Raw genomic sequence first — 18,787 nt, forward strand, 5'->3', positions numbered from 1 at the left:
TTTGACGATTTGACAAAAAAAGCGAACATTTTTTGAAATGTATATTTTTTGTTGAGGTCATTTTTATGGACTCGGTAGTTTTTTAAGATAAGTTTAGACGTTCACAAAAGTGGGGAATTGTGTTTAATCTGCGCGATTTTGTTTAAGCAACGATCATCACCTTCCTCCCTTAGTAAGCTAACATCAAACTAAAACTAAACATGACTATGAAAAACAATTTAATGAGATTGCTGCTCTTATTGTTTGCAACGGGTATGTATGCCCAGTCCGATAAGGTCTCTGTTGTAAGTAATGAGCAAGGAACGAAATTAGTTGTGAACGGTGAGGATTTCATGATCAATGGTATGAATTGGGATTACATTCCGATTGGAACCAACACCGTGAACGCGGATTTCTGGAACAAACCCGATGATATCATCAAAGCGGGTCTGGATACAGAAATGGCATTACTCAGGAACATGGGAGTAAATGTGATTCGTCAATATACAGGTGTCCCTGCAAAGTGGATTCAGTATATCTACGAAAACTACGGTATCTACACCATGTTGAACCATTCGTTCGGACGCTACGGACTGACCTTGAATGGGGTTTGGACACCGGTAACCATTTACGATGACCCCACAACTTCAGACTTTTTAATGTCTGAAATGAAGGAGTTGGTGGAAGGCTATAAAGATACTCCCGGCCTTTTGCTATACCTATTAGGAAACGAAAACAACTATGGACTGTTCTGGGCCGGAGCGGAAACAGAGGATTTCCCTGATGATGAAGGCAGAATAGAGTTTATAGGTGAAAGTCGTGGAAGACCCATGTATAGGTTGATGAACGAGGCTGCGAAAATGATGAAGTCTATGGACGCATCGCACCCAGTGGCCATCTGTAATGGAGATGTGCTCTTTATTGATATCGTTGCAGAGGAATGTAAAGATGTGGACATCTACGGAACCAATACTTATCGTGGAGCTTCTTTTGGTGATATGTTTCAGGTTGTAAAGGACAAACTGAACAAACCAGTAATGTTCACGGAGTTTGGTGCCGATGCATTTAACGCAGTAGAAAACAAGGAAGACCAGTACTCACAAGCCTATTATATGCTTGAAAACTGGAAGGAGATTTACGAAAATGCGGCCGGATTGGGCCAAGTGGGCAATTCCATAGGTGGATTTACTTTTCAGTTTAGTGATGGATGGTGGAAATTCGGTTTTGATGACCGAGAGAATGCTGATGTCCATGATAACAATGCTTCATGGTCCAACGGCGGTTACGCAAGGGATTTGGCCTCTCCAGGAGCCAATAATATGAATGAGGAGTGGTTTGGAATATGTGCCAAAGGAGCAACAAACCCTAGAGGACTCTATGACCTCTACCCAAGAGCTGCCTATTACGCGCTGAAGGATGCACACCAGCTGAATCCATATGAAGAAGGTGTTGATATGGACTTTTTGCAGAACCATTTCAACAATATCCAAATTATGGATGCCGTATTGAGGGCTCGCGGTGATAAGGCCGCTTTGACAGGTGAACAAAGTAATTTGCTTCGAATCAGTAATTTACAGGCCAAGTTCGCAACCTTTAGCACTGGAGGTAGATTGATTACCACACCGGACAATGCCGATCCGGACGACCCTAACACCTTTCCAAGCGAGTTAGGTTTTGATCATATGCAATCCTATTTTATTGGAGTAGAGGGGAATCCAGCACCAAATATGCGTGCCGAGGTTAATGTTAATGTTGTAGGGAATGTGGCCCAAAATCCAATTAACGAGATTTTTTATGAAAACAATTCCCGACCCTTGGAGGTGAATACCGATCAAGGTAACGTACTCGTGCAGGACGTCAATAGGATTAGGGTTTACCAAGCTGAATTTGAATGGAAGGCCAAGGAGTTCGATTTGAGAGGTTTCTACAGAACGGGGCACTACCACTGGGGATACGAAGGTGACTTTTTTGGATTTTATCCAGAAGCCAACTACGGGCCAAACCTCGATATCTACAACGGTGAAATTCTTGGAGCAGAGGTGGATGGAAAAGGTGTGCTTAAGGGATTCAAAGCTGCAATTGGACCGCAATTGTGGTGGGGTGCCAATCCAACGATGCTTTTCAAGTATAAAAGACATATTGGAAAGTTTGACGTGACGGGTATTTACCATCGCGATTTTGAAACGAATATCGTTTTTGATGATAGTGGACGGCGTGTTTTGGACATCAACCAATTACGTAGTGGTGTGGTTCCACCCTGGCCGACAGAAAGAGCCGCCATTGCCATAGAAAGAGAGATTGGAAAATTTGGTTTCGAAATTGGAGGTATTTGGGCAGGAAGCCCTCTGAATGGTACAGCCTTTCAAGATGTAAGAGGTACCCCCGGGAACTATACCGTTTTTGAGGATAGAATCCAAGCAAGCGATAACTGGGGAGGTAAATTCAAAATGACTTACGAAGGCGGTAAATTCAATTGGTACGGTCAAACCGCGGCCATGGGCTTAATTGCTAATGGAGGTCGCGATCAAACTATGACCTTCACGGGATGGAAACTGAGAGACACGGGAAGTGGAAATCAGGTGAATGTATTATCCGGATTTACATACGCCACCGGCAATTTCCAGATTGCACCCAATTTCTTATGGCAAAAACCCCTAGTGGATGCCATCCCCCAAGATGTACAGGCACCTGGAAGATTAAGAAATATTATTGACGATCCTTTTTCGGTACGTTGGAATAGGGAAACCACCGCTGGAGAGTTATTGTTGACCTTCGACCCTACACCCGGCACCTGGATGTACGAGTGGGATAACGATAGGGCTGAAGATGCCAAGTTCGCCATGAACCTGGGCTTTGTATACCGTCATCTTCCTACAACCATGGATGCACATATTGGGTTCTTGGCCGATCGTACCATTTTTTCTTTTCCCAATTCAGCACCAGCCCAAGACCTATGGGAGATTCATTCCAGAATGGTTTCCAAGGTCAATCCTGACCTAGGAATCATCGGAAACTTCTACTATGGAAATGGACAGGGCAATGGTGACAGCGATCGACTCATAAAAAGATTTGGCGCCGATGTTAGGGCGATATATAAGAATATGAAATTTCGAACCCATGTGAAAGCCAACGATTGGGGACCTTATGATTACCACAGGGATTTCAACCTTACATACCCCTTGCAATTGATGTTGGACATTTCAACGACCTTGGGCAAACCGGATTGGTTCATTTTGCCCAGCACCCAAGTTGGGATTCGAGGAACCTGGAGATCTTTAAATGAGTTCTCGCCCAGGTATTCGCCCAACGCGCTTCGACCAAACACATTTCCTCCGACACCCATTTTAAGTACGGTTGGATTTGACAATGGGCAAGAGTGGGAGATTATGACATATGTACATATCAATATCGGGAAATAAAAAAATAAGAAGATGAAAAATATAAAATATAAAAACTTACGATTTGTTTTTCTTCTGAGCTTGAGTATGGCTGTTTTTTACAGTTGTGAAAGAGATTTTTCAGATGATGTGGAGTTTGCAACCTTTAGCACAACGGCTGACGTGTTTACTGATTCCCCAGTGGGTTTGGGAAGTAATTTTTATTTTCCTTTTCTCAATTCAAAGGCAACGGCATTCAGAGTGGATAATGAAGTTGGTTTTGAAAGCGAGGCATCAATTCGGATAGATGTGCCCAATGCAAACGACCCTGAAGGAAGTTTTGCCGGAGCCATTTTCAGAATAGATGGAGCCGGAAGGGACTTAAGCGGTTATGATGCCTTGACTTTCTATGCAAAAGCCTCTAGAGGAATAGTTATTGGAGAGATTGGTTTTGGACAGGACTTTGAGGAGAATAAGTTCCAAGTAACACGAAACGGGGTTACCTTGAGTACCGATTGGGTGAAATATGTGATTCCCATTCCCGATCCTTCAAAGTTGGTTGAGGAAAGAGGAATGCTCTGGTTTTCAGCTGGAACGGATGCAACCGCGGGATTTGGGTATACGTTTTGGATGGATGAGGTAAAATTCGAAAGACTTGGTAACATTGCACAGCCAAGACCTGCAATCTTAAATGGTGCCGATATTGCTCAAGAAGGTTTTTTGGGCATTCCAATAACCATACAAGGACTGACCCAGACCTTTAATATTGGTTCCGGAGAAAATATAACACTTACCGCAAAGCCTGGTTACTTCGATTTTGAATCAACAAACGTGGATGTTGCACGTGCAAACGAACTTGGAGAGGTTTCCGTAGTGGGAACGGGTGAAGCAACAATTACCGCTAGCTTGGCGAACGTAGCCGCTGCGGGTTCCCTTGCACTGAATGTTACAAGGGCATTTGATTTTGCTCCGACTCCCCCACAAAGAGATCCAAGCGATGTCATTTCTATTTTTAGTGATGCATATACCAATGTTGGAGTGGATTATTTCAACGGATTCTTTATCCCTGATGGTCAGACTACACAAGGTGGGGCACCACCTTTGGATTTAAATGGTGATAGGGTCATCAATTATACCCAATTGAATTTTGTTGGGATAGGGTTCTTTACGGATGTTGCTCCGGTCAACGCTACGGCCATGGAGACGCTGCATTTGGATATCAAAGTAAACGAAGCCATTGCTCCAGGCGATTTTATTAGGCTGCAGTTGTTGAACTCGGTTGGAAACAATGAAACATCTGGTGAATACACCATTAATGGCGATGCACTGACCACCGATGGTTGGGTAAGTTTCGATATTCCACTATCTGACTTTGTGGGCTTGACAGACCGTTCTCAATTGGGACTACTGTTCTTTATAACAGATTCCACCATTTCAGACATTTTCGTGGACAACATCTATTTCTACAGATAAGAAAACTAATTCAAACAAAGAAAAAGAAGATGAAGAATTTCATTAAAAACAATATAGAAAAACGTATGACCCTTCCAGCATTAGTGATGGTACTACTTTTAGCAGTTTGCGGCTGTGAGACGGATGAGGATCAGACTGTGGCAACTTTGACCAATCTGGTGTTGTCAGAGGAATTTGATTCTGATGGTGCTCCAAACCCTGCGGTTTGGGGATATGATATAGGAAGAGGTCCGAACGGTGATGGTTGGGGAAATCAAGAATTGCAGTACTACACGGACCGCTCAGACAATGTTGAGGTACAAAACGGAGTATTATTAATAACCGCACGACAAGAATCGTTCGAAGGGGCCTCATATACTTCGGCAAGACTATTGACCAAAGATCTTTTCGAGCAGAAATTTGGCCGTTTTGAAGCCAGGATACGACTGCCTTATGGACAAGGAATTTGGCCTGCCTTTTGGATGCTGGGTGCTGATATTGACGAAAACCCTTGGCCTGCTGCCGGAGAAATTGATATCATGGAATATCGAGGTCAACAACCAACGGTTTTGGTCGGAAGTGTCCATGGGCCCGGTTATTCAGGTGGAGATGCCATTTCCAAGGAGTTTATTTTGGAGAACGATCGCTTTGATACGGGCTTCCACATCTTTGGAATTGAATGGGGTCCGGACTATGTGAACTTTTATGTGGACGACTTTCTCTACAACAGAATCACACCGGAAGATGTGACAGGTCCCTGGGTGTTCGATAAACCATTTTTCATTTTGATGAATTTGGCCGTTGGAGGCTCTTTCGTAGGTGCCCCAAATGCAGAAACAGAATTTCCCCAGACCATGTTGGTGGACTATGTAAGAGTATATAATTAAGAAAAGACTAAACTAACGCATACTACAATGAAACTATTACTTAAAAGAGCCAAGATTCTATCGCTATTGATTTTGGCAATATCCTTTCTAGGATGTGAAGAAGATGACGAGGGGAATATCCTTCCAGCGGTGCTGGCAGGCTTTACCTTTGATTTGAATGAAAACACCGGTACGGTATCTTTTATCAACATTTCGGAAAATGCTGATTCGTTTGAATGGGATTTTGGAGATGGTACCTCATCGACAGAAATAGACCCCATAAAGACATTTGCCAACGGTACGTTTACGGTGCAACTTACGGCATCCAACTCGGCCGGAGCTTCGGATTCCACTGAGGATGAGATTATAATTTCGGTTCCTGAGCCACTCACATTACCTGTTTTACCAATCACTTTTGATGGTGCAAATGTAGACTATACGGCAGGCACATTTACTGGAGCAGCTTTTGAAGTGTTAGAAAACCCGGACCTTTCGGGTACCAACGATACAGCTTCAAATGTAGGTGCAATCACCAATATTGGGGCGGAGTTTGAAGGTATCTTTTTTAATTTGAATACTGCAATTGACCTTACCGATGATAAAACCATTACAATGAACTTTTGGGCTGAGGAAGCTATAGATGTCTTGGTAAAATTGGAAGAGGGTACTGGGGCGGATACGGAAGTGTCGGCAAGCCATGGAGGTACTGGATGGGAAATGTTGTCCTTTGACTTCACCTCCTCGGATAGTTTTTCTAGATTCACGATGTTCGTTGATGGACCTGGTACCACGGCAGGAACTTTCTATATAGATGATATTGAACAGATGGGCGCTACGGGAGGTGGCGATACGCCTACGGAAGCAGCTCCTGCGCCTCCAACCAGAGATCCGGCGGATGTAATTTCCCTCTTTAGCGATGCCTATACAGATATTGCTGTGGATACCTTTTTTGCCAGCTTTAGTAGCGGCGATGGAGTGACCGATGAGCAGGTAGCTGGCGATGCGGTAAAACTTTACGCTAATTTGGACTTTGCTGGTGTGGAGACGCTGACAGAAACTGTAGACCTATCAACGATGACCAATTTCCATATCGATGTCTGGACAGCAACCTCATTCGATTTCATATCCAGGTTGGTAGATTTTGGAGGTGATGGTTTCGGCAGTGGTAACGATACCCAGGCCGATGAAAGGACAACCCTTACCGCAGGTGAATGGAACTCGATAGACGTAACCATTGCCGATCTTCAGGCTGCAGGATTAACTGCGACACCCACGGACTTCAGTCAATTGATACTTGATATTGTTGATGTAGTCGGAACGGTATACGTTGATAACATCTATTTCTACAATGACATCGCAGGTGGAGGTGATGTGCCGACAGAAGCGGCTCCAACCCCTCCATCTCGGGATGCTGCTGACGTGATTTCCATTTTCAGTAACGCCTATACCGACATTGCGGTAGACACTTTCTATGCCGCTTTTAGCAGCGGCACTGGGGTATCCGATGTTCAGATAGCTGGTGATGACACAAAACTGTACGCTGATTTGGACTTTGCCGGGGTTGAAACCTTAACAGAAAATGTGGACCTGTCCAGTATGACCAGCTTCCATATCGATGTTTGGACGGCGACATCCTTTGACTTCATATCCAGATTGGTAGATTTTGGAGGTGATGGTTTCGGCAGTGGCAACGATACCCAGGCCGATGAAAGAACTACCTTAACGGCAGGCCAATGGAACTCTATTGACGTAACGATCGCCGATCTTCAAGCGGCCGGATTAACGGCAACACCAACAGATTTTAGCCAGTTGATACTTGATGTCGTGGATGTAATCGGAACGGTATATGTGGACAATATCTATTTTTACAATGATAGTGCTGGCGGAGGTGATACGCCTACCACTGCGGCTCCGACCCCTCCATCTCGGGATGCTGCTGACGTGATTTCCATTTTCAGTAACGCCTATACCGACATTACGGCAGACACTTTCTACGCCGCTTTTAGTAGTGGTACTGGAGTATCTGATGTTCAAGTTGCTGGTGATGACACAAAACTGTACGCTGATTTGGACTTTGCCGGGGTTGAAACCCTTACAGAAACTGTAGATCTGTCCAGTATGACCAACTTCCATATCGATGTTTGGACGGCGACATCCTTTGACTTCATATCCAGATTGGTTGATTTTGGTGGAGATGGTTTTGGTGGGGGTAATGACACCCAGGCCGATGAAAGGACTACCCTTACAGCAGGTCAATGGAACTCTATAGACGTAACCATTGCCGATCTTCAAGCTGCAGGATTAACAGCCACTCCAACAGACTTTAGCCAGTTGATTCTCGATGTGGTAGATGTAATAGGAACGGTGTATGTAGATAATATCTATTTCTACAACGATGGCGGTGGCGGTGGCTCAACATGTCCTGCACCGCCAACGGGCGAATTGTTATCCAATGGAGGTTTTGAGGCTAACTCCGGGGATGGCGCTTGCTGGCAGCTTAATGCCGGTGGTGGATCGGTGACTATAATTGATACGGATGCGAATACAGGTACTTATTCAGCCAGGCTGACCACAGGTACTTCTCAAGTGCCGAACTTGAAACAAGAACGATTTGCGGGAAGTATAGCTGGTAATCAAGGAGTACAGGTTACATTTAGGTATAAGATCACCTCGGCTTTTGTTGACGGATCCATCCTGCAGGTATTGGCCTTCTCAGAATTTACAACGAATCCAGCTGTTTCACATGACTTAGGTAACGCCATGGACGTTAGCACGGTTGATGTATGGCAGACCTACACAGGTAGTTTTACTACAGATGCTGGTATTGAAGAAGGGATATCCCTGTTGATTCAAGCTACATGTGGTGGAGCGGCAACTTGTGCCGGTGAAGTACTTATTGATGACGTAGTTGTAACTGAAATATAAATCTATTAAAGTGTTATTCTGACCATCGGAATAATGCAAAAATTAGGGTTGTTAAAGCCTTTTTGCTCAAGAGGTTTTATCGGATAGGTCGGGTAAACCACCCGGCCTATTCACACCTAATTTTCAACTTGGGCGATTGAAACCAACCATTTCAAACAGATGAAACAAAGCAACCAAGTGATTAAAATGAATAGATCCTACACTATTCTCATAAGTTTAATAGTAGCCTTAGGGGGATTTTTGTTAGGATTCGACAGTGCGGTAATCTCAGGTGCCATCAAGGGTATCACCTCTTATTTTGAGATGACGGACGCTATGCTAGGATTTGCGGTGGGATGCGTCATTTTCGGAGCTATGGCCGGTAACATTTTGGCCGGACCACTTGCCGATAGGTTTGGGAGAAAACGTGTTCTGATTATTGTTGCTGCCCTCTTTGCCATTTCAGCTACTTGGTCGGCCCTGGCAACCGGATATACGGAGTTTATAATTGCCAGAATCTTAGGAGGTATAGGCATTGGCGGTGCTATCTTGATAGCTCCAATTTATATTGCTGAGATCGCACCTCCACATCTTAGGGGCAGTTTGGTATCCTTTAACCAGTTGAACATAGTCATTGGTATTTCAGTGGCTTATTTTTCAAATTATTTCTTTGTGAACTCCGGTGAAGATAGTTGGCGATGGATGCTTGGGGTAGAGGCCGTTCCTGCCGTAGTTTATTTCCTTTCGCTATTCACGGTGCCCAGAAGTCCAAGGTGGCTTATTTTAAAATTGAACAAGATTCAATTGGCCCGAAAAATCCTAATGAAAATAGGAGGAGAGGAATACGCTGAGATTACCGTCGCGGAAATACAACGTGGACAATCCAGACAAGAAAAGGCCGGACGATTTACAGACCTAACGAAAAAAAAGTATACCACCATTATGATAATCGCCTTGGGTATCGCTTTTTTCCAACAAATAACAGGAATCAATGCTATCTTTTATTACGCCCCAACAATTTTCGAACAAGCCGGCGGCAGCACAGATTCATCATTTCTACAAGCCATTGTTGTAGGGCTCACCAACTTAGTGTTTACCCTTGTTGCGATTTGGTTGATCGATAGATTGGGAAGAAAACCTTTGTTGTTGATTGGTACCAGCTTGATGACCGTTGCACTTTTGATGGCAACACTTGCCTTTAAAAATGCTACCTACCATTTTGGGGATACCTCACTGAGAAAAGTGGGAGATTATCAGGTATATAAAGCCTTGGGAGATTTTGAAGGAAAGACTTTTGACAATCAGGCCGCACTATTTACCGAGGTTCGGAAAAAATTGAATGACCAACAGTTTTTGGATTTTAAACGCAATGAAGTAACCAATTTCATTCAGGTCAATGCTACCTTGGTCTTAGTGGCAATTTTGCTGTATGTTGCAGCCTTTGCCATATCCTTGGGGCCGGTCATGTGGACTTTAATTTCCGAAATTTTCCCAAGTAAGATTAAGGGGATTGCCATTTCGGTTGTTGGATTTTTCAATTCCTTGGTGAGTTTTTCGGTTACACAGGTATTCCCATGGGAATTAACAAATCTAGGCCCTACTTTAACTTTTGCCATTTATGCCTTATTTTCCTTACTCGCTATGTTCTTTGTATACCGATTTGTAATAGAGACCAAAGGAAAAACCTTGGAAGAAGTTGAGGAATTATTAATTCGATCATAGAAGAACACAAAAGATGATTGGTGAACTACAATTGACAGAAAGACAAAAAAAGCATAACAATAGAAATATGGAACAGGTTCAAATAGGAAGGGAGAATTATTTCAAGATTTCCAATAGCGATGAACTACGGCCATTTTTTATGAGTATCGTAAGCGACTCTGATCACTGGATGTTTATTTCCAGTAATGGTGGACTTACCGCGGGGCGCAAAAACTCCGAATTTTCCATTTTTCCCTATTATTCTGATGACAAGATTACGGAGTCAACGGAAATAACCGGTAGCAAAACGATCTTCTGGGTCGATGCCAAAGGGAAATCGAAGTTGTGGGAACCTTTTTCCGAACGATACGAAGGTCTATATCGCGTTTCAAGGAATCTATATAAAAGTGTTTACGGAAACAAAATCCTTTTTGAGGAGATCAATCACGATCTGGAATTGACGTTTCGGTATGAATGGAATTCAAGCGACACGTATGGCTTTATACGAAAATCGACCTTGGCCAACACGGGAGAGGAAGAGGTTAAAATTTCCATGCTTGATGGTGTGCAAAATGTACTGCCGTATGGCGTTGGGAGCGATTTGCAGAACCGGCAAAGTAATCTTGTGGATGCCTATAAGAGAAGTGAACTTATCAAAGATTCTGGGCTTGGTATTTATGCCCTTAGCGCAATAATAGTGGACAAAGCGGAACCCAGTGAGGCCCTAAAGGCCAATATTGCTTGGTCCTTGGGATTGGAACATCCTACCCATCTGCTCTCATCACTTCAGCTAAAAAAGTTTCGAAAAGGCGATTCGGTCCAGGAAGAGACCGATCTAAAGGCAGAAAAAGGAGCATATCTACTTCATACCCAGCTTTTGTTGGCCCCTCAAACGGAGAAAGAATGGATGATGGTACTAAATGTAAGTCAAAACCACTCATCCATCATAAACATTTCCAAAAAGCTTAAGAATGCGGAGGCCTTAAAGAATGAGGTGGAAAAAGACATTGAGCTAGGGACCCAATCTTTGATATCCCTCACAGCTGCTTCTGATGGTCTTCAATACACCACGGATGTACTACGTGATACTCGGCATTTCTCGAACACTCTGTTCAACATTATGCGAGGAGGAATCTTCGATAATGCTTATACTATTGAAAAATGGGATTTCACCAACTATCTTAAAAATGCGAATAAAAAGGTTTTTGTAAATGCAAAAACTCTTCTGGCATCACTTCCGGAGACTTTCCAACTTTCAGACCTTAAAAAAGTGTCAGACCAAGGAAAGGACAACGATTTGGTTCGACTTTGTTTGGAATATATGCCGCTCAAGTTCAGCAGACGACATGGAGACCCCAGTAGACCATGGAACCGTTTTTCCATCAATATGCGTAATGAGGACGGCTCAAAGATTTTGGATTACGAAGGAAATTGGAGGGATATTTTCCAAAATTGGGAGGCTTTGGCCCATTCATATCCAGAGTTTATTGAAAGTATGATCCATAAGTTTTTGAACGCCACTACTTTTGATGGCTACAATCCCTATAGGGTGACCAAAGATGGATTTGACTGGGAAATCATTGAACCGGATGACCCATGGTCCTATATCGGATATTGGGGTGATCATCAAATCATTTACTTGCTCAAATTCTTAGAGTTTGCAGAAGACCATTATCCAGGCAAATTGAGAGCTTATTTTGATCAGGACCTATTCGTATATGCCAATGTGCCATACAGGATCAAGGAGTTTACCGAAATACTAAAGAACCCGAAAGACACCATTGATTTTGATCACGATTCTGATAAGAATATTCGGGAACAAAGGGAAAATATTGGAGCGGACGGCGCCCTGCTTGTAGATCAGACTGGAAGCATACATCGGGTAAATTTCTTAGAAAAGATATTGGCAACAACGCTTTCCAAATTATCCAATCTTGTTCCAGAGGGAGGTATTTGGATGAATACTCAAAGACCAGAATGGAACGATGCCAATAATGCATTGGTGGGCAACGGGGTATCCATGGTAACGCTCTATTACCTTAGAAGGTTCTTGACGTTTTTTCAAAAGACCCTGTCCAATTCCCCGCAAGAAAATATCAAGATTTCAGTGGAGATGCATAGTTTCTTTGAAGGTGTTTTGAACACCCTAATAAGTCACAGGCAAACACTATCCGGGGCGGTCAGCGACCAAGACCGCTTTAAAATTGTTGCAGGGCTCGGTAAGGCAGGAAGTGATTATAGAATGGGAATCTATGGTCAAACTTTTACTGGAAAAAAGAAAGAGCTCTCCCTAAAACACATACAGGAACTAATTGAAGTTGGACTGGAGTATTTGGAGCATTCTACGCGAGCGAACAAGCGAAGCGATGGCATGTATCACGCATACAATTTAATGTCGCCAGAAGATGGAAATGCCATATCCATCGCTCATTTAAGTGAAATGTTGGAGGGCCAGGTAGCAGTTTTAAGCTCGGGATATCTTTCTCCTGAAGAAACCTTAAAGGTACTGGACGCATTGAAGAGCAGCAAGCTTTTTAGACCTGATCAATACAGTTATTTACTTTACCCCAACAAGGATTTGGCTCCATTCATGAGAAAAAACACAATCCCTGGGGATGCCGTAAAGCAATCTGCCTTGCTCACCGCGCTAGTTGAAGAAGGAAATACTCAGATTGTTGAAAAGGATGGGAATGGTATTTTCCATTTCAATGGAGACTTCAAAAACGCGGCAGACTTGGAATCCGCTTTGGATGCCATTTCCAATACCAAATACCAAAAACTTGTAGAGCGCGATAAGGATTTGGCGCTAAATGTCTTTGAGGAGGTCTTTAATCACAAAGCTTTCACCGGAAGGTCGGGAACTTTTTATGGTTACGAAGGACTTGGCTCAATTTATTGGCATATGGTTTCCAAGTTGCAACTAGCTGTGAGCGAATGTGTTTTTAGCGCTGTGGACGCCGGGTCCAGCGAGGAGATTATTGGAAGATTATTGGAGCATTACTATGAAATCAATGAAGGAATTGGGGTACATAAATCCCCAGAACTGTATGGCGCCTTCCCAACAGATCCCTATTCGCACACCCCGGCAGGTAAAGGAGCTCAACAACCGGGAATGACCGGTCAGGTAAAGGAGGATATACTAAGTAGGTTTGGAGAACTAGGTATTGTTATGCAAGACGGCAAACTCGGGTTTAACCCTTGCATGCTTCGAAAAAGTGAATTCCTACAAGAATCCAAAACCGTCCAGTACATAGATGTGTTTGGAAAGGAAAAACAGTTGCTGTTGGATGAAGGCTCATTATGCTTTACCTATTGTCAGGTACCTGTAGTGTACAAGTTGGCTGCGGCAGAAAGTATAGTCATCATGAATAAGGATGGAAATCAATCCGTTCATGAGAAACTGTTCTTAGATGCCCCGTACAGCCAAAAATTGTTCCTAAGAACTGGTGATATCGCTCAAATTAGTGTTAACCTAACGGAAAATAGATTAAGATGAAAGTATAAAATTGTATTATGAGACCACTAATATCAATATGCTTTGCAATTGTGGCTCTGGTTTTGAGCTATTCCTGCAAGGAAAATAAAAAAGTAACTGAAGAAAAAGAATCCCAAATACAAAACGAAGTGACAGCTAAAGATATCTTAGGTAATCCGGACTACTTGGCCATATCCTACGGCGGATATAGAGAGGTTACACGCGATATACAACCAACAATCGATGAACTTAAGGAGGATATGAGATTATTGTCCGCCATGGGCATCAAGATTGTAAGAACCTATAATGTGCAGTTACAACAAGCTTCCAACTTAATGACCGCTATCCGGGAGTTGAAGCAGGAAAATGGAGATTTTGAAATGTATGTGATGCTTGGGGCCTGGATCGATTGTAAGAACGCATGGACCGATCAAGAGCCCGATCATAATGTGGAAAGCGAACAAAATGAAGCCGAGATTGAAAGAGCGGTGGCTTTGGCAAATCAATATCCTGACATTATTAAAGTCATTGCGGTAGGTAACGAGGCCATGGTTCGATGGGCAACTAGCTACTATGTGCAACCCAGTGTAATCCTAAAATGGGTGAATCATCTGCAGCAGCTAAAGCAGGATGGCAAGCTTTCCAAAGACCTCTGGATTACCAGTTCAGACGATTTCGCCTCATGGGGTGGGGGAGACCCTAGCTATCATACGGAAGATCTGGCTAACTTGATCAAAGCTGTGGACTATATTTCCATGCATACCTATGCGTATCATAACACCCATTACAATCCTGAGTTTTGGGGTGTTCCAGATAATGAAGAACAGCTTTCGGACATTGAAAAAATAGACGCGGCCATGTTACGTGCAAAGGATTTTGCGATGAACCAATATAGGGCCGTATCTGACCATATGAAAAGTTTGGGCGTGGACAAGCCCATTCATATTGGGGAGACAGGCTGGGCCACAGTTTCCAATGGACAATATGGCGCAAAGGGTTCTAAGGCCACTGATGAATACAAAGAAGCCCTATATCACAAGCATCTACGGGAATGGACGAATGCAGAAGGAATTTCTTGTTTCTATTTTGAAGCCTTCAACGAGAAATGGAAGGATTCACATAACAAGAACGGCTCAGAAAATCATTTTGGGTTGTTTACTCTAGATGGGAGGGCAAAATATGCATTATGGGACTTGGTGGACAAGGGTGTTTTCGACGGACTTTCGAGAAACGGCAACCCCATTACCAAATCATATAGCGGAAATAAGGAAGCTTTAATGGCAGAGGTTTTGGTGCCACCACTAAAAAGGGAACAAGTGGTCCCTCATTAGGGAACTGACGGTTTTAATGAAAACGAAAAAGGATGTTGTCCAAACTCAAATATGTATTAATTCTAACCATGGTAATAGGAGCTTGCAAAGAAAACCGGTTGAATGTGGAAGTGTATGAAACCTCTGCTGCCGGAAACAAACTGAGCCCAATTACCACTTTGGACATTAACGGTCAAATTGAGCCGGAGATACGTCTTTTACCAGATAAAAAATTTCAAACTATAACAGGTTTTGGTGGCTCTTTTACTGAAGCTTCTGCCTATCTGCTAAACCAATTGAGCAAGGAGAATCGCCAAAAGGTCATTGAAGCTTATTTTGGGAAAGAAGGTGCCAAATATTCATTAACTCGTACCCATATGAATTCGTGCGATTTCTCAGTGAGTAACTATTCCTATGCACCTGTTGAGAGCGATACGAATTTGGAGCATTTCTCTATTGAAGAAGACCGGGATGACATCATTCCTATGATCAAGGACGCCATTGCCGTATCCGAGGATGGATTTAAGATTTTAGCTTCCCCATGGACCGCTCCGCCCTGGATGAAGGACAATAAAGATTGGCGAGGAGGTAAGCTACTGCCAGAATACTATGATACTTGGGCGCTTTTTTTCTCAAAATACGTGGATGCCTATAAGTCTGAAGGGATTGATATTTGGGGCTTTACCGTGGAGAATGAACCCTTGGGCAATGATAGCAACTGGGAAAGCATGCATTATACTCCAGATGAAATGACAGCCTTTGTACAAAACCACCTAGGTCCAAAACTGGGGGCAGACGGTAAAGGCCATGTTAAGATTTTGGGCTATGATCAAAACCGAGAGCATTTAAATGAGTGGGTTGATGAAATGTATAAGGATGAAGCCAGCTCAAAGTACTTTAGCGGTACCGCCATTCACTGGTATGCCAGCACCTTCGAAGTCTTCCCTGAGGCACTGCAATATGCGCACGAAAAAGCACCTCATAAACATCTGATTCAATCTGAAGCTTGTGTGGATGCCCAAGTACCAGAGTGGAAAGACGATGCCTGGTACTGGTCCAAAGAAGCAACCGACTGGGGTTGGGATTGGGCTCCGGAAGATCAAAAGCATATGCACCCCAAATATGTTCCAGTTTATCGATATGCAAGGGACATCATTGGCTGTCTAAACAATTGGGTGGATGGCTGGATTGATTGGAACATGGTGCTCGACCGTCAAGGCGGTCCCAACTGGTTCAAAAACTGGTGTGTAGCCCCAGTATTGGTGGACCCTGAAGCAGATGAGGTATATTTTACGCCTTTGTACCATACCATGGCCCATTTCAGCAAATTTATTCGGCCGGGTGCCCAGCGTATAGGTCATGAAATGAATGCGGATGGTTTGTTGGTGACAGCAGCCAAAAACCCTGATGGAACATTTGCGGTGGTAGTGCTAAATCAAGAAGAGGTACCTAAATCGTTTACCCTTTCATTGGATGACGAATCAATACAAATCAACATAAGTGGAAAGGCCTTGCAAACCATTATAATTCCTGGTGGAACACCCGAAGCCTAAACCAACTAATACTAACTAAAACTGAAATTATGTCAAACGTAAAAACCAGCAAAACAGATAGGGTCCCCTTGGGACAGAAAGCCGCTTTTGGGGCTGGGCACTTGGTTTTGAACCTTTACCCTGGAGCCTTGGGGTTCTTTATGTTCTTCTTGTTAACCGCTTTTGGGATGGATCCTTTTTTAGCGGGACTTCTAGGTGGATTGCCACGTTTTTTCGACGCTATTACCGACCCTATAATGGGGTTTGTTTCGGACAACACCAGCTCTAAATGGGGCAGAAGAAGACCATACATTTTTGTGGGAGGAATTTTAAGTGCTGTTACCTTTGTCTTGCTCTGGCAATTGGATGAAGGTAATTCCTCCGACTATAATTTTTGGTACTTTTTGATCATGTCAATGGTTTTTCTTGTTGGAAATACCATGTTCGCCACCCCTCTAGTTGGTTTGGGTTATGAAATGACCTCGGATTACAACGAGCGGACACGTTTGATGGCATTCTCACAAACAGTGGGACTGTTGGCTTGGGTGATCGTTCCTTGGTTTTGGGTGATTATTGCCGATCCCGATATTTTTAGCAATCAAGCGGAAGGGGTTAGGACGATGGCAATCTATGTTGGAGTGGCTTGTTTGCTGCTCGGACTTTTACCAGCCATATTTTGTAGGGGAATAGATGCCTCCCATATGGGCAACAGAAAAAAGTTAACCTTCACCTCTATATTTAGTAATTTGAAAGACTTGTTCGTCAGCATTAAAGAGGCAGTGAAGAACAAGCCATTTATGAAATTGTGTGGAGCAACGTTTTTGGTTTTTAATGGATATCAAATTGTTGCATCTTTTAGTTTCTTCATTTTTGTTTTTTACATTTTCAACGGAAGTTATGAGGCCACTTCAACATGGCCGGCCTGGTTTAGCTCAATTGGGGCATTGGTATCGGCCTTTTTGGTCATTCCCATCGTTTCAGCCATGGCTACAAAATGGGGTAAAAAGAAAGCTTTTATTATCTCTACGGCACTGTCCATCGTTGGGTATCTCCTGAAATGGTGGGCATTTACTCCAGAAAATATTTGGCTTTCCTTTATTCCAATACCCTTGATGTCATTTGGTTTGGGCAGCTTGTTTACCCTCATGATGAGTATGACGGCAGATGTCTGCGATTTGGATGAGCTTCTAAACGGAATGCCAAGGAAAGAGGGAACTTTTGGAGCCTTGTACTGGTGGGTTGTTAAACTCGGGCAAGGTTTGGCCCTAGTTCTGGGAGGTTTAGTATTGAAGGTAATAGGTTTTGACGGTAATGCCGCAACCCAAACTGTAGATACACTTACCAAATTAAGAATTGCCGATATTGTAATTCCGGTAGTTACGGCGGCTTTGGCCATTTGGGTCATGTGGAAATATAGCTTGTCCGAAGAAAGGGCAAAGGATATTAAAGCGCAGTTGGAAGAGCGTCGAGGAGTGTTATAATGTGTAAAGAGGTAAATCGAAAAATATAATATAATGTCAACAAAAATAATAATCGTAGTAGTTGGAATTTTCCTTGTTTTCCTTGCTTTGTTGGGCAATAGAAAGGGAAATTCAGGTGAGGGATTTCTCAGTAGTAAACTGGTATTGGCCTTTGGGATCATTGGTGTTTTAATGATCATTTTTGGCAGTTACTCATCAGATCTTGTGAATTACAATACCCAAATGGAACAGGTTTCCATTGGTAATAAATTAAAGATTAGCGGAACAGTGGATGCTGTTAAGGTAGTTTCCCCTATTGAAAAGGATTCCGTGGACTGTAGAATTTTGACTATGGGTGTTTACCCCGAAGGGCATTCAAAAGACATCTGGGTGATTATTAGACCTACCGATGATCGGTATTATCCACAGTCCGATCACACAAATACTTCTTACAAGCGCGATGGTGAATGGCAGGTGGTTACCCGTTTTGGAGGGGATAAGGGTGAAGCTTATGACTTGATCATTTATGAAGCTGATACCGAAGCGTCTGCCTTTTTTAGTACTACCATTGCCAATTGGAAAGAAGCGGATGACTATCCTGGTTTACAGTTGGCGGAAATGCCAACAGGAGCCAAAGAAGTGGAACGTCTTGTAATTTATACGAAGAAAAACTGCCGGGGAGTCTTTTAAACGAATAGGCGCGATAAGTATTAATCCGGAAACAAGTTCAA

At 43.2% G+C, this 18,787-nt stretch carries 10 protein-coding genes; all 10 read left to right on the forward strand.

What is annotated here, in order from left to right:
- Positions 1 to 206 precede the first annotated feature (206 nt).
- Complete coding sequence (locus BUC10_RS01575; protein ID WP_073176153.1) at positions 207 to 3,398, forward strand: glycoside hydrolase family 2 TIM barrel-domain containing protein; 3,192 nt, start codon at positions 207 to 209, stop codon at positions 3,396 to 3,398.
- A gap of 12 nt (positions 3,399 to 3,410) precedes the next feature.
- Positions 3,411 to 4,829 carry a carbohydrate-binding protein gene (locus BUC10_RS01580; RefSeq protein ID WP_073176154.1) on the forward strand — a complete coding sequence of 473 codons (1,419 nt, stop codon included), beginning with the start codon at positions 3,411 to 3,413 and terminating at the stop codon, positions 4,827 to 4,829.
- Positions 4,830 to 4,858: 29 nt separating this feature from the next.
- A complete protein-coding gene (locus BUC10_RS01585; protein ID WP_073176155.1) occupies positions 4,859 to 5,695 on the forward strand; it encodes a glycoside hydrolase family 16 protein in 837 nt (278 codons plus the stop codon).
- Between the two features lie 27 nt (positions 5,696 to 5,722).
- Positions 5,723 to 8,599 (forward strand): PKD domain-containing protein, encoded by a 2,877-nt coding sequence (locus BUC10_RS01590; RefSeq protein ID WP_073176156.1) that lies wholly within the window; start codon positions 5,723 to 5,725, stop codon positions 8,597 to 8,599.
- Positions 8,600 to 8,785: 186 nt separating this feature from the next.
- Positions 8,786 to 10,300 carry a sugar porter family MFS transporter gene (locus BUC10_RS01595; RefSeq protein ID WP_073177060.1) on the forward strand — a complete coding sequence of 505 codons (1,515 nt, stop codon included), beginning with the start codon at positions 8,786 to 8,788 and terminating at the stop codon, positions 10,298 to 10,300.
- Between the two features lie 67 nt (positions 10,301 to 10,367).
- Positions 10,368 to 13,775, forward strand: a complete 3,408-nt coding sequence (locus BUC10_RS01600) for a hypothetical protein (RefSeq protein WP_116465745.1) — start codon at positions 10,368 to 10,370, stop codon at positions 13,773 to 13,775.
- A 17-nt stretch (positions 13,776 to 13,792) separates the two neighbouring features.
- Positions 13,793 to 15,085 (forward strand): glycosyl hydrolase family 17 protein, encoded by a 1,293-nt coding sequence (locus BUC10_RS01605; protein WP_073176158.1) that lies wholly within the window; start codon positions 13,793 to 13,795, stop codon positions 15,083 to 15,085.
- 68 nt (positions 15,086 to 15,153) lie between these two features.
- Positions 15,154 to 16,617, forward strand: a complete 1,464-nt coding sequence (locus BUC10_RS01610; RefSeq protein ID WP_073177061.1) for a glycoside hydrolase family 30 protein — start codon at positions 15,154 to 15,156, stop codon at positions 16,615 to 16,617.
- A gap of 29 nt (positions 16,618 to 16,646) precedes the next feature.
- Positions 16,647 to 18,077 carry an MFS transporter gene (locus BUC10_RS01615; RefSeq protein ID WP_073176159.1) on the forward strand — a complete coding sequence of 477 codons (1,431 nt, stop codon included), beginning with the start codon at positions 16,647 to 16,649 and terminating at the stop codon, positions 18,075 to 18,077.
- A 33-nt stretch (positions 18,078 to 18,110) separates the two neighbouring features.
- On the forward strand, positions 18,111 to 18,746 hold the full coding sequence (locus BUC10_RS01620) for a hypothetical protein (RefSeq protein ID WP_131819029.1): 636 nt from the start codon (positions 18,111 to 18,113) through the stop codon (positions 18,744 to 18,746).
- Positions 18,747 to 18,787 lie beyond the last annotated feature (41 nt).

The sequence above is a fragment of the Flagellimonas flava genome, from assembly GCF_900129665.1.
Taxonomy (GTDB): Bacteria; Bacteroidota; Bacteroidia; order Flavobacteriales; family Flavobacteriaceae; genus Flagellimonas; species Flagellimonas flava.

Excerpts from the sequence above, each read along its gene's own strand:
- BUC10_RS01575 (WP_073176153.1), top strand. The coding sequence starts at position 207 with ATGAAAAACAATTTAATGAGATTGCTGCTCTTATTGTTTGCAACGGGT.
- BUC10_RS01580 (WP_073176154.1), top strand. The coding sequence starts at position 3,411 with ATGAAAAATATAAAATATAAAAACTTACGATTTGTTTTTCTTCTGAGC.
- BUC10_RS01585 (WP_073176155.1), top strand. The coding sequence starts at position 4,859 with ATGAAGAATTTCATTAAAAACAATATAGAAAAACGTATGACCCTTCCA.
- BUC10_RS01590 (WP_073176156.1), top strand. The coding sequence starts at position 5,723 with ATGAAACTATTACTTAAAAGAGCCAAGATTCTATCGCTATTGATTTTG.
- BUC10_RS01595 (WP_073177060.1), top strand. The coding sequence starts at position 8,786 with ATGAATAGATCCTACACTATTCTCATAAGTTTAATAGTAGCCTTAGGG.
- BUC10_RS01600 (WP_116465745.1), top strand. The coding sequence starts at position 10,368 with ATGGAACAGGTTCAAATAGGAAGGGAGAATTATTTCAAGATTTCCAAT.
- BUC10_RS01605 (WP_073176158.1), top strand. The coding sequence starts at position 13,793 with ATGAGACCACTAATATCAATATGCTTTGCAATTGTGGCTCTGGTTTTG.
- BUC10_RS01610 (WP_073177061.1), top strand. The coding sequence starts at position 15,154 with ATGGTAATAGGAGCTTGCAAAGAAAACCGGTTGAATGTGGAAGTGTAT.
- BUC10_RS01615 (WP_073176159.1), top strand. The coding sequence starts at position 16,647 with ATGTCAAACGTAAAAACCAGCAAAACAGATAGGGTCCCCTTGGGACAG.
- BUC10_RS01620 (WP_131819029.1), top strand. The coding sequence starts at position 18,111 with ATGTCAACAAAAATAATAATCGTAGTAGTTGGAATTTTCCTTGTTTTC.